This is a genomic window from Saccharopolyspora hordei, assembly GCF_013410345.1.
In the GTDB taxonomy this organism is placed as follows: domain Bacteria; phylum Actinomycetota; class Actinomycetes; order Mycobacteriales; family Pseudonocardiaceae; genus Saccharopolyspora; species Saccharopolyspora hordei.
Map to the genome: position 1 here is coordinate 497,452 of NZ_JACCFJ010000001.1, position 20,202 is coordinate 517,653.

The 20,202-nt window shown below is 72.5% G+C and carries 19 protein-coding genes, 2 tRNA genes and 1 other RNA gene; 9 read left to right on the forward strand and 13 right to left on the reverse strand.

The window, feature by feature from the left end; genetic code table 11:
* Window positions 1-2: 2 nt before the first annotated feature.
* The 3 genes from HNR68_RS02340 to HNR68_RS02350 all read right to left on the reverse strand — a co-directional run bounded on the left by HNR68_RS02340 (window position 3) and on the right by HNR68_RS02350 (window position 2,639).
* On the reverse strand, window positions 3-2,087 hold the full coding sequence (locus tag HNR68_RS02340) for a DNA polymerase III subunit gamma and tau (RefSeq protein WP_179717179.1): 2,085 nt from the start codon (window positions 2,085-2,087) through the stop codon (window positions 3-5).
* Window positions 2,088-2,133: 46 nt separating this feature from the next.
* An RNA gene (gene ffs / locus HNR68_RS02345) (signal recognition particle sRNA small type) lies at window positions 2,134-2,228 on the reverse strand.
* 81 nt (window positions 2,229-2,309) lie between these two features.
* Complete coding sequence (locus tag HNR68_RS02350) at window positions 2,310-2,639, reverse strand: hypothetical protein (protein ID WP_179717181.1); 330 nt, start codon at window positions 2,637-2,639, stop codon at window positions 2,310-2,312.
* A gap of 242 nt (window positions 2,640-2,881) precedes the next feature.
* Between HNR68_RS02350 and HNR68_RS02355 the strand changes: the two genes are divergently transcribed.
* Window positions 2,882-2,967, forward strand: a tRNA-Ser gene (locus HNR68_RS02355).
* Between the two features lie 61 nt (window positions 2,968-3,028).
* Here HNR68_RS02355 and HNR68_RS02360 read toward each other — a convergent pair.
* Window positions 3,029-4,819 carry an endonuclease/exonuclease/phosphatase family protein gene (locus HNR68_RS02360; protein WP_179717182.1) on the reverse strand — a complete coding sequence of 597 codons (1,791 nt, stop codon included), beginning with the start codon at window positions 4,817-4,819 and terminating at the stop codon, window positions 3,029-3,031.
* 156 nt (window positions 4,820-4,975) lie between these two features.
* On the opposite strand from HNR68_RS02360, the gene HNR68_RS02365 reads away from it, so the two are divergent.
* Window positions 4,976-5,311 carry a hypothetical protein gene (locus HNR68_RS02365; protein WP_179717184.1) on the forward strand — a complete coding sequence of 112 codons (336 nt, stop codon included), beginning with the start codon at window positions 4,976-4,978 and terminating at the stop codon, window positions 5,309-5,311.
* A gap of 63 nt (window positions 5,312-5,374) precedes the next feature.
* On the forward strand, window positions 5,375-7,924 hold the full coding sequence (locus tag HNR68_RS27340) for a tetratricopeptide repeat protein (protein ID WP_179717186.1): 2,550 nt from the start codon (window positions 5,375-5,377) through the stop codon (window positions 7,922-7,924).
* A gap of 431 nt (window positions 7,925-8,355) precedes the next feature.
* Here the strand turns inward: HNR68_RS27340 and HNR68_RS02375 are convergent.
* From HNR68_RS02375 to HNR68_RS02395, 5 genes are all read right to left on the reverse strand, one after another.
* Window positions 8,356-8,441: transfer RNA gene (locus HNR68_RS02375), tRNA-Ser, on the reverse strand.
* 44 nt (window positions 8,442-8,485) lie between these two features.
* Window positions 8,486-9,043 carry an RNA polymerase sigma factor gene (locus HNR68_RS02380; RefSeq protein WP_343049890.1) on the reverse strand — a complete coding sequence of 186 codons (558 nt, stop codon included), beginning with the start codon at window positions 9,041-9,043 and terminating at the stop codon, window positions 8,486-8,488.
* A 114-nt stretch (window positions 9,044-9,157) separates the two neighbouring features.
* A complete protein-coding gene (locus HNR68_RS02385) occupies window positions 9,158-9,376 on the reverse strand; it encodes a CsbD family protein (protein WP_179717188.1) in 219 nt (72 codons plus the stop codon).
* Between the two features lie 70 nt (window positions 9,377-9,446).
* A complete protein-coding gene (locus tag HNR68_RS02390) occupies window positions 9,447-9,935 on the reverse strand; it encodes a deaminase (RefSeq protein WP_179717190.1) in 489 nt (162 codons plus the stop codon).
* Window positions 9,932-10,420: a tRNA adenosine deaminase-associated protein gene (locus tag HNR68_RS02395; RefSeq protein ID WP_179717192.1), complete on the reverse strand. Its 489-nt coding sequence runs from the start codon at window positions 10,418-10,420 to the stop codon at window positions 9,932-9,934. The genes HNR68_RS02390 and HNR68_RS02395 overlap by 4 nt, the downstream gene beginning before the upstream one ends.
* 122 nt (window positions 10,421-10,542) lie before the next feature.
* Between HNR68_RS02395 and HNR68_RS02400 the strand changes: the two genes are divergently transcribed.
* The gene (locus HNR68_RS02400) at window positions 10,543-11,514 is read left to right on the forward strand and encodes a prephenate dehydrogenase (protein WP_179717195.1); all 972 of its coding nucleotides are present in this window, start codon (window positions 10,543-10,545) and stop codon (window positions 11,512-11,514) included.
* 121 nt (window positions 11,515-11,635) lie between these two features.
* Here the strand turns inward: HNR68_RS02400 and HNR68_RS02405 are convergent, their stop codons facing one another.
* The gene (locus HNR68_RS02405) at window positions 11,636-11,827 is read right to left on the reverse strand and encodes an antitoxin (protein ID WP_179717197.1); all 192 of its coding nucleotides are present in this window, start codon (window positions 11,825-11,827) and stop codon (window positions 11,636-11,638) included.
* A 198-nt stretch (window positions 11,828-12,025) separates the two neighbouring features.
* On the opposite strand from HNR68_RS02405, the gene HNR68_RS02410 reads away from it, so the two are divergent.
* Both HNR68_RS02410 and HNR68_RS02415 read left to right on the forward strand, forming a co-directional pair.
* Window positions 12,026-12,712, forward strand: a complete 687-nt coding sequence (locus HNR68_RS02410) for a TetR family transcriptional regulator (protein ID WP_179717199.1) — start codon at window positions 12,026-12,028, stop codon at window positions 12,710-12,712.
* Between the two features lie 38 nt (window positions 12,713-12,750).
* Window positions 12,751-13,935: a cytochrome P450 gene (locus tag HNR68_RS02415; RefSeq protein WP_179717201.1), complete on the forward strand. Its 1,185-nt coding sequence runs from the start codon at window positions 12,751-12,753 to the stop codon at window positions 13,933-13,935.
* Window positions 13,936-13,938: 3 nt separating this feature from the next.
* Here the strand turns inward: HNR68_RS02415 and HNR68_RS02420 are convergent, their stop codons facing one another.
* Window positions 13,939-15,123, reverse strand: coding sequence for an MFS transporter (locus tag HNR68_RS02420; RefSeq protein WP_246330371.1), 1,185 nt, complete (start codon window positions 15,121-15,123; stop codon window positions 13,939-13,941).
* A gap of 433 nt (window positions 15,124-15,556) precedes the next feature.
* Here HNR68_RS02420 and HNR68_RS02425 point away from each other — a divergent pair, with 433 nt between their 5' ends.
* Both HNR68_RS02425 and HNR68_RS02430 read left to right on the forward strand, forming a co-directional pair.
* A complete protein-coding gene (locus tag HNR68_RS02425) occupies window positions 15,557-16,153 on the forward strand; it encodes a methyltransferase domain-containing protein (protein WP_179717203.1) in 597 nt (198 codons plus the stop codon).
* Between the two features lie 250 nt (window positions 16,154-16,403).
* On the forward strand, window positions 16,404-16,874 hold the full coding sequence (locus tag HNR68_RS02430) for a YbaK/EbsC family protein (RefSeq protein WP_179717205.1): 471 nt from the start codon (window positions 16,404-16,406) through the stop codon (window positions 16,872-16,874).
* A 95-nt stretch (window positions 16,875-16,969) separates the two neighbouring features.
* On the opposite strand, the gene HNR68_RS02435 is transcribed toward HNR68_RS02430, so the two are convergent.
* Together HNR68_RS02435 and HNR68_RS02440 are read right to left on the reverse strand one after the other, a co-directional pair.
* The gene (locus HNR68_RS02435) at window positions 16,970-17,755 is read right to left on the reverse strand and encodes an SDR family NAD(P)-dependent oxidoreductase (RefSeq protein ID WP_179717207.1); all 786 of its coding nucleotides are present in this window, start codon (window positions 17,753-17,755) and stop codon (window positions 16,970-16,972) included.
* 153 nt (window positions 17,756-17,908) lie between these two features.
* On the reverse strand, window positions 17,909-18,907 hold the full coding sequence (locus HNR68_RS02440) for a GlxA family transcriptional regulator (protein WP_179717209.1): 999 nt from the start codon (window positions 18,905-18,907) through the stop codon (window positions 17,909-17,911).
* Window positions 18,908-18,951: 44 nt separating this feature from the next.
* Between HNR68_RS02440 and HNR68_RS02445 the strand changes: the two genes are divergently transcribed.
* Window positions 18,952-20,196 (forward strand): MFS transporter, encoded by a 1,245-nt coding sequence (locus HNR68_RS02445; RefSeq protein ID WP_179717211.1) that lies wholly within the window; start codon window positions 18,952-18,954, stop codon window positions 20,194-20,196.
* Window positions 20,197-20,202: the final 6 nt, after the last annotated feature.

Consider the following 20,202-nt stretch of genomic DNA (forward strand, 5'->3'; position numbering starts at 1 on the left):
GGTCAGTCGATGCGGCGGGCGCCGAGCTCGCGCTCGAGGAGCTCGACCGCGGCGGTCTCCGGGTCCGGGCCGACCGGGGCGTCGGCGTCGTACGGGGAGGACTCGGCGAGCATGGTCTCCGGGTCGTCCTCGTCGTCGGCCGGTGGTTCCGGGGCGCGCTGCGGCGCGGACGGCTCCGGCGGGGGCGGGACCTCGTCCGGTGGGGGTTCCTCGTCCGGCGGCTCGGGCGGCGGTGGGATGTCGTCGGGCTCCGGCGTGCGCGGCACCGACCCCTGGCGGGGCGCCTGGGGCGGACGTGACTGCTGGGCCGGGCTGTTCGCCGACCTCGGCGGCTCGGCGGACGGCCGCTGCGGGGGCTGCTTGGGCGCGGCGGGGCGCGCCGGAGCCTGCGGCGGTGCCGCACCGGCCTCGACGCACTGGATCTCCCAGTCGCCGGGGCTGATGACCTGGCTCAGCGCCTGCCGCACGAAGTCCAGCCGCCGCTGCTGGGCGAACTGCTTGACCAGACCGGACGTCGGCATCGACAGCACGAGCACGCCGTCGCGGATGTCCTGCACGGTGGCGTTGAGCAGCAGCGCCTGCGTCGGCCGGTTCAGCTTCGCGACGGCCTGCAGCACGTCGTTCCACACCTGCCGCACCTTCGCCGCGTCGTGCCCGGGGGCCGCGCTGGGCTGCTCGGCCTGCGGCGCAGGGCTCGGCGGTGGCTCGGCGGGCCGCGGCGGCGCGGCGCTCTGCGGTCGGGCGGGCTCGGCGGGCCGCTGCGGCGGCTGCTGAGCGGCGGACCCGTCGCCCCGCTCCGCGGTGGCCTCCTCCGCGGCGCGCGCTTCCGCGGCCGCGCGCTCGTGCGGGCGCTGGAACACCCGGCGCGGCTTGCCGTCCTCCGCCGCCTCGGGCTGGGGCGCGGGCGCGCCGCCGTCGCTCGGGGCGACGGTCGCCCGGCGTTCCAAGCGCTCGATCCGCTGCAGCAGCGCGGTCCCCGAGTCCGAGACCGCGGGGAGCAGCATCCGCGCGCAGAGCAGTTCCAGCTGCAGGCGGGGGGCGGTGGCGCCGCGCATCTCGGCCAGTCCGGTGTGGACGATGTCGGCGAACCGGGACAGCGTGGCCTGTCCGAACTGCGCGGCCTGGGCGCGCATCCGCTCCAGCTCCTCACCGGACGCCTGCACCAGACCGCGGTCGGCGGCGTCCGGGACGGAGTTGAGCAGCACCAGGTCGCGCAGCCGGTCGAGCAGGTCGGAGCCGAAGCGGCGCGGGTCGTGCCCGGCTTCCACGAGCCGGTCGATGGTGGTGTAGGCGGCCGCGGAGTCGCCGGCGGCGAGCGCCTCGACCATGTCGTCGATGAGGGCGACGTCGGTGACGCCGAGCAGCGCGACCGCCCGCTCGTAGGTGACGCCCCTGTCGGTCGCCCCGGCCAGCAACTGGTCGAGCACGCTCAGCGTGTCGCGCGCGGAGCCGCCCCCGGCCCGGATGACCAGCGGGTACACCGCGGGGTCCACCTGCACGCCCTCGTCGTGGCAGATGCGCTCCAGCAGGTCGCGCATCACGCCGGGCGGCAGCAGCCGGAACGGGTAGTGGTGGGTCCGGGACCGGATGGTGGTGAGCACCTTGTCCGGTTCCGTGGTGGCGAAGACGAAGATCAGGTGTTCGGGCGGCTCTTCGACGATCTTCAGCAGGGCGTTGAAGCCCTGCGTGGTGACCATGTGGGCCTCGTCGATGATGAAGATCCGGTACCGCGACTGGGCGGGCGCGTAGAAGGCCCGGTCCCGCAGTTCGCGGGTGTCGTCCACACCACCGTGGCTGGCCGCGTCGAGCTCCACGACGTCGACGCTGCCGCTGCCCTCGGGAGCCAGCGCGATGCAGGACTCGCACTCCCCGCACGGGTCGGCGGTCGGGCCCTGCGCGCAGTTCAGCGACCGCGCGAGGATGCGCGCGCTGGAGGTCTTGCCGCACCCGCGCGGACCGGAGAAGAGGTACGCGTGGTTGATCCGGCCGGACGACAGCGCGGTCCGCAGCGGCTCGGTGACGTGCTCCTGCCCGACGACCTCAGCGAAGGTCGCCGGCCGGTACTTGCGGTAGAGGGCGAGCGCCACGACCAGAACCCTACGCGGTACGCCTGACAGGCAGGACACGGGGAAAGAAAGGGGACCCCGTGCACCCGCCAGAGCCCGCTTACCCTTGCTGCCTTCCGGCCCTGGGGGAGTTCACAGGATGGACGCCGCACGAGGTCCGCACACAGCATAACAAAACCCCCACCCACCCCCGCGACGAGACCTCCCCCACCCCGAGTCGCCCAGGTCAGCCCACCTCGGGCGTCAGCGGGCGCTCCAGCGCAGCAGGCCCCAGCCGCCGAGGGTCAGCACCGCGGCGGCGCCGAGGCACGTGCCCCCGATGACCAGGCCGTCCTCCCGGGAGCTCTCCTTGCGCCGCACCATCTCCTCGTAGCCGGCCTGGGAGCGCTCGTCCCCGACGACGACCAAGCACTGGTCGCCGGGGTGCATGGCCGCACCGTCACACGTCGGCGGTCCGTCACTGGTGCTGGTCAGCCCGGCGACCAGTGCGACCGCTCCACCGAACGCCGCACCGAACGCCGCGACCCACATCAGCGCGCCGACGACCATGGCGAGGAGCTTCCCGGCGGTCATCGTGAGTCCCTTCCCCAGCGGGCGCCCACGCGCCGCGCGGGCGGTGCGCACCCGGACGGCTGTGGTCCAGCACCGGCAGACGCTACCCCGATCACGAGCCCTGGCCCCCGGTTTCGCGAGGAACCAGCCGTTCGACCCGCAGCGACCCGAGCCGACCCCGCCCGGCCGACCGCCGCCACCCCGTCGGCCCAGGTCACGACCCATAGCCGCTGTTCACCGGGGCACCTGCTAGGCTTCCGCACGGAGGATTGGCCGAGCGGCCTAAGGCGCACGATTGGAAATCGTGTTGGGTTAACAGCCCTCACGGGTTCGAATCCCGTATCCTCCGCTCTGCGTGGCGGACGCCCCGCGAGACCCGGTCTCGCGGGGCGTTCGTCGTCTCGGGCCGGTCAGCGGACGGTGAAGCGGGCGACCTGGGGGTCGTGGTCGCTGACCTGGTCGGCGAACTCCGCGTTGACGTGCACCACGTCGTAGTCCGCCCGGAGCGACGGCGTCGCCAGGACGTGGTCGAGCTGCTGCGCGTTCCCCTCGTACACGTAGCTGTAGCGCTCGAGCGGGGGCAGGGAGTCGGCCAGCGGGACGAGCGCACCGCCCGCGGTGAGGCGCTGCACCGCCGGGGAGAAGCCGTGGTCGTTGAGGTCGCCGAGGACCACCACGCGGGCCCGCTCGTCGATGGCCAGGGCCTCGTCGACGAAGGCGCGCACCGCCTGCGCCTGCTGCTCGCGCTGCACCTCGGACCCGCGCTCCGGCGGCTGGAAGCGACCGTGCAGCGGCTGGTCACCGCCCTTGGAGCCGAAGTGGTTGGCCACCACCAGGACCGTCCGGCCGCGGAACAGGAACTCGCCGACGAGCGGCTTGCGGCTGTCCCGCCACGCCTCGTTCCCCGGGTCGATGCGGCCCGGGGACGCGCTCAGCCCGACCCCGCCGAGGCGCTCGACCGGGTGCACCGGGGTGGTCGCGTCGCCACCCGGCCGGTCCACGAACGACACCCGCGCCGGGTTGTAGAGGAAGGCCACGCGGATGTTGCCGCCGGGCTGGCCGCCGTCGGCACCGTCCTGCGGGTCGATCTGGCGCCACAGGTAGCGCGGGCCGCCGGCCGCCGCGATCGCGTCGGTGAGCTCGCCGAGCGTCTCGTCGGCGGCCACCACGCCGTCGTCGACCGGACCGCTGTTGTCCTGGACCTCCTCCAGCGCCACGACGTCCGGCGACGCCAGGTGCTCGACGACGCCCTCGGCGAGCCGGTCGAGCTTCGCCGGGTCGTCGCCCGGCGCGAGGTTCTCCACGTTGTAGGTGGCGATCGCCAGCTCGTCCTCCCCCTGCGGGCGGCTCGACTCCGGCTGCAGGCCGCCGGGCTGGTGCTCGCCGAGCCGCGTCGCCTCCAGCACGTACCCGCCGTAGCTGGTGTAGTCCAGCGGCCCCTCGGTGCTGCCGCGCAGCAGGTCGCCGACGTCGGCCGCGGGGAACGGGCCGTCGGCCAGCGACTCGACCTTGAGCCGACCGGAGTTCGGGTCGGCGTAGCCGGTGTAGGTGGTGCCGCCGCGGCTGTTGGCGTGCTGCCCGGGCTTGCTGGTGACCCACAGCGCCCGGTAGGCGTCGGTCGGCCCGACCACCCGCGCGTCGTCGACCCGCAGCAGCATGCCCTCGCGCGACTCGTAGTGGTCGAGCGCGAAGCGCTGCGGCTCCAGCTCGCGCTTGTCGATGTTGCCGTCCAGCGGCGCGTGCTCCTCGGGCACCGAGTCCGGGCCGACGACCTCGGCGGGCACCGCTCCCCTGCCGGTGACCTGCCAGGTCGCGTCGACGAGCTGGGTCACCGACTGGTTCGCCGTGGTCTCCGGGGTCTCCTCGGGCGCGGTCGGGTAGTGCTCGGTGACCGTGCCGTCGACCGCCACGACGTCCCCGACCGCCACCGCCGGCGTCTGCTCACCGGTGAAGACGAACAAGCCCTCGCTGGTGCGGGGATCACCGTCGGGTTCCGGGTCTTGGAACCAGAACCCGCGCGCCGAGCCGAACCCGCGGACCCCGGTGACGACCCCGGGAACCCCGGTCACCCGCTGCCCGACGAGCGGGGACACCCGCGTGGTGCCCTGGACGTCGTGGATGCGGACGGCCGGTCCGGCCACGGCGGCGGGAGCCGAGCACAGCAGCACCCCGGTAGCGACGAGCAGTGACGTGACGCGCACTTCGGTTCCCCTCGCCGAGCGACATGATCGAAGCGACGCTACTCGCCCGACACGCCCAACGACACACGATCTTGTGAACGAGGCGAGTTCTGACCACCGCGGGGTTGAGCAGTTCCACGCTTGTCGCCCGGGCGCTGATCACCTGCACTGGACGGCGTGATCGAGACGAGGAGCCCCCACGCGCCACCGGTCGGTGCGCGGATCGTGGTCGCCGTCGCCACGTGCGTGGCGCTGGCGCCCTGGGCGATGTTCTGCCTGCTCATGCTCGGGTTCTCGGCGATGTGCACCGACGACGGCGACGACTCCGACTGCGCCCGGGCAGTGGCCGTCCCGATCCTGCTGGGCGTCCTCGGCCTGGGGCTGGCCGTGCTCCAGCTGGTCGCGGCACTCCGCGGGCGGACGACCAGGTCGGTCCTGCTGCGCGGTCTCCCCGTCCTGGTGCTCGCACCCCTCGGGGTCATCGCCTGGTCCGCGTTCCTGGCGTCGGCATGACGGACGCGCGACTTCTCGCCGGATCTACGGACACCAGTTGCGCACACTGCGATCATTGACCGGGTGACGAAGGGGATGTGGACGGCGCTCGCCGTGGGATGTTCGGCGGCGACGGGTCTGGGCATCGTCATGGTCCTGATCGGGCTCGGCAACGCGGACAAGGTCGGGAGTTCGGTTGGCGGCGTCTTCGGACTGCTGTCCGCGGCCCTCGCGGCCGTGTCGATCCTCCAGACTCGGAGAGCCACAGCGTCGTCGTCAGATCCCGCCGGTTCGGCCGAGATCACGAACACCGTGGGCTCTGGCACGACGGTCCGGTCGGCGGTGCAGAGCGGAACGGTCGGGGACGTCGCGATCGACCAGGGCGTCATCGCCAAGGGCAACGCACGGGTCTACCTCACGCCGCCGCGGGAGGATCCTGCCCCGCTGCCACCGCCGCACGTCGAGCTGTGCCTGGGCCGGGATCGAGAGGTCGCCGAGGTCGTGGCCGCCTGGATGGTCGGCCGGGCTGTCGCTGCGGTCGGTGGTCCGGGGATGGGCAAGTCGACGGTGCTCGGGCACGCGCTCACCCGCGAGGAGGTCGAGGACCGGTACGGGGCGCGCCGCTACGTCGTCTCGTGCGACGGTGCGCCGTCGGCCGGTGCCGTCATCGACAAGCTCGCGCAGACGCTCGGCATCACCTCGACCGGCGCTGACCTGCGCGGTCGAACGCTGAAGTTCTTGCACGCGGAGCCGTGCGTGCTCGTGCTGGACAATTTCGAGACCGTGCTCGACGGCGACTACTCCGGAGCGGTCGAGCTGCTTCGCCAGTTGCGGTCGGCTCCGGACCGGGTCGCGCTCGGGCTCGGCTACCGGGGCAGCCGGCTCCCGCATGGCATCGCGAACATCCCGTCGGTCGTGATCGGCCGGCTGCCTGAGGAGAGCGCGGCGGAGCTGTTCCAGACCACGGCCGGGAGGACGTTCGAGGAGAGCGAGCTGACGCCGCTGCTGCGGGAGCTGGACGGTGTTCCGCTGGCCATCGTGCTGCTGGCCTCGCTGGCCGGGTTCGAGGACGACCTCGGCACGCTTCGGGCAGCGTGGCAGGCCAAGCGCACGGACCTGCTGCAGCACGGCACGGACCGCGCGTCGAGCCTGCCGGTCTCGCTGGAGCTGTCCTGGGACACGCTCAGCACCGACGCGCGGGCCACGCTGTCGCTGGCTGCGGAGCTGCCGGACGGCTGGCCGACGGGTGGCTCGAGCCTGTACCTCTCCGACGAGCTGGTGGCCGGGGTTCCTGAACTGAGCCGTCGAGCGCTCCTGCACACCGACGACGACCGGCAGCGCTGCCTGGCGCCCGTACGACAGCACGTACGCACCCACCACCCAGCACACGAACGGCACCTCCAGCACCTCTACGGGCGGGTTTGCGCGCTTGCATCGCGAGCCCGGGACGTTGGTGGGAATGACGGCGCCGCTGCCGTCAGCGAGGTGCTGCCGGAATTCGCCAACGTGGTCGAGGTCACTCGAAATCACCTTGATCAGGACATGGGACTGCTCAGCGCGGTTCCCGACCTGTTGGAATACCAGCGATTCAGTGGACTGGGGAATGACGAACTCGCGCACGCCGCGCTCGCTCTCGAACACGACACAACCCTGAAGGCAAGAATCACATCACAACTCGCGGAACTTTACTCCGCGCGATCCGACAACCAGCGCGCGCGACATCTCTACGGACAGGCTCAACAACTCTACCAAAAAACCGGCGACCTGCTCGGCCAAGCCGACTGCCTTCTCAACCTCGGCGAGATCGCGTTCATCGAGTCAGACAACAATCAAGCACGAAACCTCTTCCAACAAGCCCAACCACTCTACCAACAAACCGGCGACCTGCTCGGCCAAGCCGACTGCCTTCTCAACCTCGGTAAGATCGCGTTCATCGAGTCAGACAACAATCAAGCACGAAACCTCTTCCAACAAGCCCAACCACTCTACCAACAAACCGGCGACCTGCTCGGCCAAGCCAACTGCCTTCTCAACCTCGGCGAGATCGCATTCATCGAGTCAGACAACAACCAAGCACGAAACCTCTTCCAACAAGCCCAACCACTCTACCAACAAACCGGCGACCTGCTCGGCCAAGCCAACTGCCTTCTCAACCTCGGTAAGATCGCGTTCATCGAGTCAGACAACAATCAAGCACGAAACCTCTTCCAACAAGCCCAACCACTCTACCAACAAACCGGCGACCTGCTCGGCCAAGCCAACTGCCTTCTCAACCTCGGCGAGATCGCGTTCATCGAGTCAGACAACAATCAAGCACGAAACCTCTTCCAACAAGCCCAACCACTCTACCAACAAACCGGCGACCTGCTCGGCCAAGCCAACTGCCTTCTCAACCTCGGCAAGATAGCGTTTCGCGAGTCAGACAACAACCAAGCACGAAACCTCTTCCAACAAGCCCAACCACTCTACCAACGCATCAATGCTAGGTATTCACAAGCGTTTACCCATGCGTGGTTGGCACGAGTAACCACGGGAGAGGAACGAACTGAGCACCGCTTGAGAATGGACAAGCTAGCCGAAGACCTTGGACATGACTGGCTGAAGCAGCAACTTCACGACATTGCAGACGACTGAACCCTCGTCTAGTGACCAGACCGGGCGATCAGCGAACACCGATTGGAGGTACAGCTGAAGTATTGCTGCTCGATCCGCCGTTACTCGGCTCTCGCAGGACCCTATGCCGGGAGCCGTGACTCCGACCGGTGCCCTGTCCGCGCTGCGCCCGGTTCTCCGGAACGCCAGCTGGGTTCGAGTGCCCTTCCGGCGCCACCGGAAGTCCGCTGTCAGAGCGCACAGGGTGCTGACACGGTTTGGGTGGCGCTGATGCCAGCGGACGGAGGTGCACTTCAGAAGGGCAGCAGCAAGCGCTGTCCAGATGAGGTGGGGACGTCAGTCGCCGCCGAGCCTCACCCTCTCTCGCGACACCCGCTCGAGCGGAGCCGACGCCCCACCTCGAGACTCGCACCAAGAGGGCCGGCCCCCGGTGGGGACCGGCCCTCGTCGAGCGGTAGCGGTGGGATTCGAACCCACGGTGGCTGTTGACCACACGCGCTTTCGAGGCGCGCTCCTTAGGCCGCTCGGACACGCTACCGCCGACTAGGCTACATGTCCGGTGCGCGCGCCTCGGACCGGGGGTCAGCGCCAGGCGCGGAGGGCGCCCGCCAGGGCGGCCCGGGCGCGGAACAGGCGGCCGCGCACCGCCTCCTCGCCTGCGCCGACGCGCTCGCCGATCTCCTGGTAGGACAGGCCGTCGATCTCGGCGAGCAGCCACACCTCGCGCTGCGGGGGCGGCAGGGCGGCCAGGGCGCGCATCAGCTCCAGCACCCCGGCACCGGCCTCGGCCGCGCGCTGCGGGTCGGCCAGCGGCGCGCCGCCGGCGACCGACCGCTGCTCCGGCACCGACCACACCAGGTCGGTGCGGCGGGTGCGACGGGTGCGCAGCAGGACCAGGCACTTCCGGCGGGCGATCTGGAACAGCCAGGCGCGCAGCGCGGCCGGTTCGACCAGCTCCCCGGCCTGCGCCCACACGGTGATGAACGCGTCCTGCACCACGTCCTCGGCGTCGCCGCGGTCGCCCAGCATCCGCAGCGCCATGCCCAGCAGCGGCGCGGAGCAGCGGCGCACCAGCTCCTCGAAGGCCGCGTCATCACCGGCGGCGATGCGCTCCGCCAGCACCGCATCGGTCGGCTCCACGTCCCTCCCCCCCCCCGGCAACGCGATGGGTCCGCCCCGGCGAAGCGGAGCGGACCCATCGTCACAGCTCGGCGCGGCACCGGCTCGGACAACTCGCCCGAAACGGTGCGAAGTTCACTTGTTGTCGTCGTCGTTCAGACGGTCTTTCACGTCGTCCACCGCACCGGCCGCGCGGTCCTTGACGTCGTGGCCGGCCTCCTTGGCCTTGCCCTCGACCTCGTCCCGCTGACCAGCGCGCTTCACCTCGTCATTCCCGGTGGCCTTGCCGAGGGCTTCCTTGGCCTGCCCAGCCAGCTGCTCCGCCTGCTGCTTGGCCTTGTCGAACACACCCATCGGTCACTCCGTTCCTCGGGGAACTCGTCCACCCAGACCGCCTACCCAGGAGCGCGCACCGAACACCAGGTCAGTGGTCCACGTCACCCCGATGGGTCGCGAAGAACTCCTCCAGCACGGCTGCGCACTCCTCGGCGAGCACCCCGCCGACGACCTCCGGCCGGTGGTTCTGCCTGCGGTCGCGCACCACGTCCCACAGCGAGCCGACGGCCCCGGTGCGCGGCTCCCACACCCCGAAGACCACTCTGGCCACTCTGGCCAGCACGAGCGCACCCGCGCACATCGTGCAGGGCTCCACCGTGACCGCGAGCGTGCAGCCCTCCAACCGCCAGCCGTCGCCGTGCGCGGCGGCCGCGGCGCGCAGCGCGAGGACCTCGGCGTGCGCGGTGGGGTCCTGGAGGGCCTCCCGCTGGTTGTGGGCGCGCGCCAGCACCCGCCCGTCCGGGGCGACCACCACCGCGCCGATCGGAACATCCCCTGTGGACGGTGCTTCGGCGGCGACCCGCAGCGCGGCCCGCACCAGCTCGACGTCACCGGCGCGAGGACCGGAACCGCTCACTGCGTCAACTTCTCCAACAGCTTCTCGAAGTCCTCCCCGAACCCGCAGCGCTGCGCGATCATCGTCAGCTGCTCGTCCGGGTAGAGGTCGACCTCTTCGATGATCACCAGCAGCTCGCCCTCGGGCAGACCGAGGTCGGACAGGATGGCGAGGTTGCCCTCCGGCCAGACCTCCTCGTCGTCCTCGTCGGGCGGGTCCACGCGGAGCAGGTCGAGGACGTCGGCCGCGATGTCGTAGTCCAGCGCCGCGGCCGCGTCCGACAGCAGCAGGTCGACCCCACCGGGCACCGGGCGGACCAGCACGAAGAACTCGTCGTCCACATTGCACATGCCGAACACCGCGCCGGTGGAACGCAGCTCGCGCAACGCCGTGATCGAGGCGTCGAGGCCGGTCAGCACGGAATTGTCCATCGCGCTGCACCGCCACCGCCCGTCTTCGCGCACCACGGCGACGGCGAAGCCCGCGACCGGCTCCTGCACCGTCATGTGGACACCGTAGAGCGTACGAACGCCACCCGAAAGCACTACCGCGGGCTCGTCACCTTCCGGGCTTCGAACACCGCTCGACCGGGTGCGCCACGACCCGCCGAGTCGGGCAGTATGGGTGGATGCGTGCCGTGTGCGTGATCGGACTGGGACTCATCGGCGGTTCGGTGCTGCGGGCCGCCTCCGCCGCCGGACGCCCCGCCTGGGGCACCACCACCTCCGCGGACGACGCCGAGGCGGCGCGGGCGGACGGCTTCGACGTCGTCGAGGTCGACGCCGCGCTGCGCCGGGCCGCCGCCGAGGACGCGCAGGTCGTGGTGGCGACGCCGCTGACCGCCGTCCGCGGGGTGCTGCGGGAGGTCGCCGAGCACGCGCCCCAGGCCTGGCTGACCGACGTGGTGAGCGTCAAGGACCCGGTCGCCGCCGAGGTCCGCAGCCTGCTCCCGCAGGCCCGCTACGCGGGCGGCCACCCGATGGCCGGGTCGTCGAGCTCCGGGTGGGGCGCGAGCTCCGGGCACCTGTTCTCCGGCGCGGCCTGGGCGGTGACCCTCGAGGACGGCACCGCGCTCGACGCGTGGCGGGAGGCCGCGCAGCTGGCGCTGGACTGCGGCGCGCAGGTCGTGCCCACCACGGCCGGGGCGCACGACTCGGCCGTCGCCCGCATCTCGCACCTGCCGCACGTGTTCGCCGCGATCCTCGCGGCCGTCGGCGCGGACGGCGGACCGCTCGCGCTGTCGCTGGCGGCCGGGTCGTTCCGGGACGGCACGCGGGTGGCGGGCAGCCCGCCGGACCTGGTGCGGGCCATGACGGAAGGCAACCGGAACGCCTTGCTGGACGCGGTCGACGACGCCCTCGGCCGGCTGGGCGCGGCCCGCGGTTCGCTGGCCTCCACCGGCGGCCTGAAGTCCACAGTGGATGAGGGCTACGACGCCCGCCGCTACCTCGAGGACCTGGCGACCTGCGACCGGACGACCGAGACGGTCCGGCTCGACGCCGCCGCCCCGCAGCGCTTGCGCGAGCTCGGCGAGCTCGGCGGCCGGGTGGTGGCGCTGACCGACGACACCGCCACGGTGGAGGTCCCGACCGCCGCCTGACACGCAGAGAGGCCGCCCAGTGCGTGGGGCGGCCTCTCCATGATCCGCTCCGACCACTGCGCCGGGACACCCTCACCTGGTCCCGTTCCGCAGCCTGGGCCGGGCGGCGATGCCCAGTCGCCTACTGACCCGGCTCCTGCTCCGAGTCGTCGCCGACGAACTCCTTGCCCTTCTGCGCGGCCTGGTCGACCTGTTCGTCGTGGCCGAACTTCTCCTTGGCGCCGCTCGCGGCCGCGTCCACGCCCTTGTCGACCTGGTCGCTGTGCTCCCTCCCCAGGTCCTGCACGCGGTCCTTGAAGTCTCCGAGCCCCATGGCGCTCCCTTCCCGGTCGCGAGGTGGGTCCTCGGGCCGTTGCACGCCGAACGTAAGCCCGATGTGCGCAGCGTGCACGCCGTCACCACCTTCCGTGGCCCGGTCGAGGGGGCTTGTGGTCGCGGCCGGACAGGTCTACCTTGAGCGGTGACCAGATGACCAGATTTCGAATCTGGTCACGAAGTCAAGGAGGTGCCCGTGCCGAAGACCGCCGACCGAGCCGACCGCATCCTCGACGCGGCCGGTGAGCTCATGCTCCGGCTGGGCTACCGCAAGGTGACCATCGAGGACGTCGCCCGCCGGGCCCACGTCGGCAAGGGCACCGTCTACCTGCACTGGCGCACCAAGGGCGAGCTGTTCGAGGCGCTCATGCTGCGCGCGTCGACGGGCATGCTCACCGAGATGGCCGCGCGCCTGCGGCAGGACCCGCGCGAGATCCAGCCGCACCGCTACCTGCGCAGCGCGTTCCTGGTCATCCAGCGCGACCCGCTGCTGCGCGCGGCGGTCACCGCGGACACGGAACTGCTCGGCAGCCTCACGCAGTCGCCCGTGCGGGCCCAGGAGCAGAAGATCCACGAGCGGTACTGCGCGCTGGTCACCGAGCACGGCCTGGTGCGCGACGACGTCCCGCACCTGGAGTACGCGCTCAACGCGGCCAGCCTCGGCTTCTTCACCCTCGACTCGCTCGACGCCGGCACACCGCACCTGGACGCCGAGACCACGGCGGACGTCCTGGCCCACACCGTCAAGCACGCCTTCGAACCCGAGGGCGAACCCGACCCGAGCTCGCTCACCTCGGCGGCGAACGAGATCGCGGACCTGTTCGACGCCCTCAACACGACCTTTCGGGAGCGGATCTACGGCCCGGAGGACGAGCGGGGCTGATCCCACGCTCGGACCCACCACGAGGAAGGGACGGCAACATGACCACCCTCGCCGACACCTGGGGCATCAACGAGGCGCAGTTCTGGCTGCGCGGCGTGCGCCCGGACGAGCCCGTGCAGTACGACGACAAGACCGGGCTCTGGAACGTCTACGGCTACCCGGAGATCGTGCAGGTGCTCAGCGACCACGCCACGTTCTCCTCCGCCACCCAGCGCCTGGTCCCGGACGTGGCTCCGAAGCTCACCACCGAGGGCAACCTGGTGCAGATGGACCCGCCGGAGCACAACAAGCTCCGCAAGCTGGTCAGCCACGCCTTCACGCCCAAGGTCGTCGCGGACCTCGAACCGCGCATCGCCGAGCTGACCCACGAGCTGCTCGACGCGGTCACCGACCGGACCGAGCTGGTCGCGGACCTGGCCTACCCGCTGCCGGTCATCGTGATCGCCGAGCTGCTGGGCGTGCCGAGCAGCGACCGGGGGCTGTTCAAGCAGTGGGTCGAGGCGATGTTCGACACCACCAACGGCTTCACGCTGAAGGAGCGGTCGCAGGAGCAGGAGGCCTACCTCGCGCGGGCGATGGAGCAGGTCGAGCACCTGCGCGACTACCTGCTCGAACACGTCCAGCAGCGACGGCAGCAGCCGCGCGAGGACCTGCTCACCAAACTGGTCCAGGCCGAGGTGGACGGGGCGCGGCTCACCGACGGCGAAGCGGTCAACTTCGCGATGGTGCTGCTCATCGCCGGGCACATCACCACCACGATGCTGCTGGGCAACACGGTGCTGTGCCTGGACGCGCACCCCGAGCAGTTCGCGGCGGTGCGGGCGGACCGGTCGCTGGTGCCGCGGGCCATCGAGGAGTCGCTGCGGTTCCTCAGCCCCTTCGCCACCGTGTCCCGGGCGACCTGGAAGGAGTCCGAGGTGGGCGGCCAGGTCATCCCCGCCGACCAGCTGCTGATGGTGTGGGTGGCGGCCGGCAACCGCGACCCGCGGCAGTTCGAGGACCCGGACACCTTCGACGTCACCCGCGACCCGAACCCGCAGATCGCCTTCGGCCGGGGCATCCACTTCTGCCTCGGCGCACCGCTGGCGCGGCTGGAGGGCCGCGTGGCGCTGAACATCCTGCTGGACCGGTTCCCGGACCTGCGGACCGATCCGGACGCGCCGCCGGAGTTCATGCCCACGCCGACCATGACCGGGGTGCGCCGGCTCCCGCTGCTGCTCTGACGCTCACGCGGGCGCGGCCTCGCGCTCGGCGGCGGTGACCGGGGCGGCGGCCGGGGCGGTGGGCGTCCGCCAGAACAGCCCGAGGGCCAGCACGGACACGACGGCCGACGCCGGCCCCAGCGCCCACCAGCCCCACTGCGCCACGACCGCACCGCCGGTGATCCCGCCGAGGCCCATGCCCAGGTAGAGCGCGGAGGAGTTGAACGCGATCACCACCGCCGCGCCCGCCGGGGCCAGCGAGATGAGCCGGTGCTGCACCGCGGGCATGATCCCCCAGCCGCCGAGGCCCCACAGCACCAGCAGTGCCGCGGTGGCCACCAGCGACCCGCCCGCGAGCGGCAGGAACGCGAGCCCGGCGGCGAGCAGCAGCAGCGACCCGGCGATGCCGACGCCCGAGCCGAAGCGGTCGGTGATCCGGCCGACCACCGCGTTGCCCATCGCACCCGCGACGCCGTAGACGAACAGCAGCACGCCGAGCGTGCCCGCGCCCGCGCCGGTCAGCGCGGACAGCATCGGCGAGGCGTAGGTGTAGGCGGCGAAGTCCGCGAGGGAGGCGAGCATCGACACCGCCAGGACCCACACCACGGCGCGGTCGCGCAGCACCCGCACCCGCTCGCGGAGCCGCAGCGCCGCCGGCGCCGGGACCGGCGGCAGGGCCAGCAGCGCGGTCGAGGCGAGCACGCCGAGCCCGGCGACCACCCAGAACAACCCCTGGTGGCCGACGGACGACTCCAGCAGCACGCCCAGCGGCACACCGATCACCGTCGCCAGCGTCAGCCCGGCCAGCACCAGCGACACCGCGCGCCCGCGCCGGTCCAGCGGCACCAGGTCGGTGGCGATCACCACCGCGGTCGGGGTGAACAGGCTCGCGCCCAGCGCGCCCAGCACGCGCGCGGCGGTGAGGGTGCCGAAGTCCGGCGCGACCGCGGTGGCGGTGCTGCCCACCACGAACAGCCCCAGCGACAGCCACAGCAGCCGCCGCCGCTCCCAGCGACCGACCACAGTGGACAAGATCGGGGCGCTGATCGCGTAGGTCAGGGCGTGCACGGTGACCAGCTGGCCGGCGGTCGTCACCGGCACCCCGACGTGCGCGGCGATCGCCGGGAGCACCCCGGCGACCAGGTACGACCCGGTGTTGATGACGAAGGTGCCGACGGCGAGCACCAGGAGCCGGACGTGCATGGGCATCCCTCGGGACGGTGGGGCGGGCAGCGCGAACCGCACGACGACCCGCGGGGCGGTCGCGTGAGGTTCCGGGGACCGCGACCTCGCCAGGGCGTGGCGGACCGCGGGAGGACTGTTCGGTTGGACACCGACCCTGCAACTGCGGACGGCCGGGAAGGCCAGACCCGTTCTCGGTGTCAGGTGGGAACGACGACCGCGGAGCGCGGCCGCACCCCGCATGTCGACCGGGTGCCGACCTGCGTTAACAGCAGTGGGTCGGATCACTCGTCACGCGGGGTGACGGGCGGGGGTTCTCGATGCGCGGCAGCGGTTCTCGGCGGGCTCGCGCTGCTCCGTCCGGAGGGATCGCCTTGCCGTTCCCGCAACGGGCTTTGCCGGTGCCGCGCCGGCGTGCGCACCGTGGTGGCGACACGCAGCACGACAGAGGTGAGGGATCGTGGACCAGCAGTTCTGGGACGCGCGGTACAGCACGCGCGACCGGCTCTTCAGCGGCAACCCCAACGGCGTGCTCGTCGCCGAGGCCGGCGACCTGCCGCCCGGGCAGGCGCTGGACGTGGGGTGCGGCGAGGGAGCCGACGCGCTCTGGCTGGCCCGGCGCGGGTGGCAGGTCACCGCGGTGGACATCTCCCGGGTCGCCCTGGCGCGGGCCGCCGAGGCCGGCGCGGACCTCGGTGACCGCATCTCCTGGCAGCACGGCGACCCGACGACCACACCGCCCCCGGCCGGTGCGTTCGACCTGGTCTCCCTGCAGTACTTCCCGCTCCCGCACGAACCGGGGCACACCGCGCTGCGCGGCCTGCTGGCCGCCGTCGCCCCCGGCGGCACCCTGCTCGTCGCGAGCCACGACATCGCCGAGGTGCCACCGGACTCCGGGTTCGACCCGGCCGGCTACTACCAGCCCGCCGACATCGCCGCGCTGCTCGGCGAGGACTGGGAGGTCCTGGTCGACGAGACCCGGCCGCGGACCGCTCCCCCACCGCCGGGCACGCAGCACACGCGCGACACCGTGCTGCGGGCCCGGCGGTTGCGGTGACCGGGGCTGGTCGCGGCGATCCTGCGGGCGGCGCCTGTCGTGGCGGCGGGCGCCAGCCCGGGGCGGGGTGCCTGCGGTGATCGCCGATCCGCGCGGCCAGGCCGTGCCGCGTCGGCGGTCCGCGAGGGCCGGCCCGACGCCGAGCCGTCCTGCCCGGACCGCACGGTCCGGTGATCCTGCGCCCAGCCCCGCGGCGACCGCGGGGAAACCGGCTTGCCCGGGCCGCGCGGCGTCGACGATGCTGCGCGGCATGAACAGTGCCACCGCCACCTTCGCCGCCTGCCTGCGCGAGCTGGACGTGCCCGGTCAGGTCGTCGAGTTCAGCACCGAGGTGCCCACCGCCGCCGCGGCTGCCGAGCAGCTCGGCTGCCCGGTCGGCGCGATCGCCAACAGCCTCGTGTTCACCGTCGACGACGAGCCGCTGCTGGTCGTGGCCAGCGGCGCGCACCGGGTGGACACCCGGCACGTCGCGCGGGTCCTCGGGGTGGGCAGGATCCGGCGCGCCAGCCCGGAGTTCGTGCAGGAGGCGACCGGCCAGCCGGTCGGCGGGGTCGGGCCGGTGGGACACCCGGAACCGATCCGGACGGTGGTGGACCGGACGCTGGCCGACCACCCGGTGGTCTGGGCAGGAGCGGGCTCCAAGCACGCCATGTTCCCCACGACCTTCGACGAACTGGTCCGCATCACCAACGGCCTCCCCATGGAGGTCGTGAAGCCCTGACCCCGGTCCGGCGGCTGCGAGGGGGCGTGACCGTTCCGCCGGGAACCGGCACGCCCCTTTCGCGCCGGACTGGGGGAACCGGGTGCTGGTCGGGGTCAGACGTTGGGGTCGTAGCGGCCGTCGACGGCGGTCCAGCCGCCCTCGACGAGCTGGAGGCTGCCGGTCACGTAGGACGAGGCGTCCGAGGCCAGGTACACGACGGCACCGGCGATCTCGTCGGCCTTCGCCCACCGCTGCAACGCCGTCTTGCGCGCGTACGCGCCGTACCAGTCCCCGTCGGCCTTGATCTGCTCGGTCAGCGGCGTCTCGAACGGGCCGGGCGCGACGGCGTTGACCCGCACGCCCTTCGGCCCGAGCTCCGCGGCCAGCGCGCGGGACAGCTGCACCACGCCGGCCTTCGTCGCGGCGTAGATGCCCTGGCCGGGTTCGACGATCTCCGCGCGGAAGCTGGCGAAGGTGATGATGCTGCCGCGCCCGCGCTCGGCCATCCGCGCGCCGAACTCGCGCAGCAGCCGGTAGGTGCCCTTGAGGTTGAGGTCGACGACCCGGTCGAACTCCTCGTCGACGGTGTCCAGCAGGCGCTTGCGGACGTTGATGCCGGGCGTCACGACCAGCACCTCGGTGTCCGGCTCGGACTCGGCGAGCTGCCGGACCTGGTCCGCGTCGCGCACGTCGAGCTCGCGGGTGGTGGCCTCGTGGCCCAGCTCCCGGATCTCCTCCGCGGTGCCCGCCGCACCGGCGGTGTCCACGTCCGCGATCACCACCTGCGCGCCGAAGTCGGCCAGGCCGACCGCGCTGGCGCGGCCCAGTCCGCTGCCGCCGCCGACGACCACGGCCTTGCGTCCGTCGAGCTGGAAGAGGTCGGCCGGTCGGTCCGCCATGAGCTGCCTCCGATCGTCCACATGGGACACTGTGGTCCTCTGGTCGGCGCATCATGACCTCCCGGACGCACCGGGGCAAGGGTCCGTCCGCGTGCCCCGCCACCGGAGCGGGGACGCGTGAAGGCGCCCTCCACCGCGACGCCGATCACCCGGTCAGCTGGCGAGGGGTGTGCCGCGGAAGGTGTTGCGGTAGGCGCTCGGGGAGACACCGAGGGCGGCGTTGAGGTGCTGGCGCAGCGACGCCGCGGTGCCGAACCCGGCGTCGGCCGCGATCCGCTCCACCGGCAGGTCGGTCTCCTCCAACAGCTGGCGCGCCCGCTCGATGCGCTGCTGGGTGAGCCACTGCAGCGGCGAGATCCCCACCTCGTCGCGGAACCGCCGGGTGAAGGTGCGCACGCTCATCCCCTCCTGGGCGGCCAGCTCGCGCAGCGTCAGCGGCCGGTCCAGGTGCTCCAGCGCCCACGCGCGCGCCCGCCGCGTCGACGAGACCTGCGGCTCCGGCACCGGCCGCCGGACGTACTGGGCCTGGCCACCGTCGCGGTGCGGCGGCACGACGGTCGCCCGCGCGACCTCGTTGGCGACCGCCGCCCCGTGGTCGCAGCGGATCATGTGCAGGCACAGGTCGATCCCGGAGGCCTCGCCCGCCGAGGTCAGCACGTCGCCCTCGTCGACGTAGAGCACGTCGGGTTCGAGCTGCACCTCGGGGAAGAACTCGCGGAAGCGGTCGCTGGACATCCAGTGCGTCGTCGCGCGGCGCCCGTCCAGCAGGCCGGCGGCGGCCAGCACGAAGGCCCCGGTGCAGATCGAGGCGATGCGCGTCCCCCGCCGGATCTTCGCGAGCGCGGCGGCCAGCTCGGGCCCGAGCCGCCCCTCGGTCTCGGTCTCGTCGTGCTCGTGGGTGGCCAGCACGATGACGGTGTCGGCGTCGGCCAGCGCCTCCGGGCCGTGCGCGACGTGGATCGGGAAGTCCGCGTCGGTGCGCACCTCGCCGGGGGTCAGCGCGCAGGTCCTGACCTCGTACAGCGGTTCCCCGGTGGGCGCGAGCGCCCGGCCGAACAGCTGGTGCACCAGCCCCAGCTCCATCGGCATGACGCCGTGCCGCACGAGGACGGCGATCCTGGACATGGCCCGATTCTTGCACAGGTTGGCCATCAGGCCACTCGTTCTGGGACGCCGGACGGCGCAGGGTCGGGGGCATGGGAGTCGAAGTGCACCGCGCCTGGTGGGTCGCCGCCGTCACCGCCCTGGTCGTCGTGGCCGCGGGGGCCTGCGCCACCACGGCGGGCCTGCTGGTCACCCCGCTGCACCACGAGTTCGGCTGGTCGCGCGCCACCATCGGGGTGGCGGTGTCGGTGAACATGGCGCTCTACGGCCTCACCGCGCCGTTCTCCGCCGCGCTGGTGGACCGCTCCGGCATCCGGCGGGTGGCGGCGGGCGCCCTGCTGCTCATCGCCGCCGGGGCCGCGACCACCACCGCCGTCGCCCACCCCTGGCAGCTGGTCGTCGAGTGGGGCGTGCTCGTCGGCGTCGGGTGCGGGGCGCTGGCGATGACGTTCGCGGCGACCGTGACGCACCGCTGGTTCACGACCCGGCGCGGGCTGGTGACCGGGTTCCTGACCGCCGCGAGCGTCTTCGGCCAGTTCGCGTTCCTGCCGGTGATGTCCTGGGTGATCGACCGGTTCGCGTGGCGGACGGCCACCGTCGCGCTCGCGCTGCTCGCGCTGGCGGTGGCGCCGCTGGTCTGGGCGGTGCTGCGCGACCACCCCGCCGACCTCGGCCTCCGGCCGTACGGCGCGACGAGCCCCGTGCCGAAGCCGCTGCCCGAGCCGGGCGCGGCCCGCCGCGCGGTCCGGCTGCTGCTCGGCTCGGCGCGGACCGGCCCGTTCTGGCTGCTGGCAGGCACTTTCGCGGTCTGCGGCGCGTCCACGAACGGGATCATGTGGACCCACTTCGCCTCCGCCGCGCACGACCACGGCATGCCGACCACCCTCGCCGCCTCCGTGCTGGCGGTCATCGGCGTGGTCAACGTGGTCGGCACCATCGCGTCCGGCTGGCTCACCGACCGGTTCAGCCCCCGCCTGCTGCTGGCCTCCTGCTACGGCCTGCGCGGCGCGTCCCTGCTGTCCCTGCCGTCCCTGCTGGGGCCGACGGTGCAGCCCGGGATGGTGGCGTTCGCGGTGCTGTTCGGCCTGCTGGACGTCGCCACGGTCCCGCCGACGATCGCGCTGTGCCGGGAGGCGTTCGGCGCGGGCGGCGCGGTCGTCTTCGGCTGGGTGAACGCGGCCCACCAGGTCGGTGCGGGGCTGGTGGCGATCGGCGGCGGCGTGGTGCGCGACGTGCTCGGCTCCTACGACGCGGTGTGGATCATCGCGGCCGGCCTGTGCGGGCTGGCGGCCCTGCTGGCCACGGCCATCCGGACGCCCGCCACCCAGCCGGTGTGACCGCGC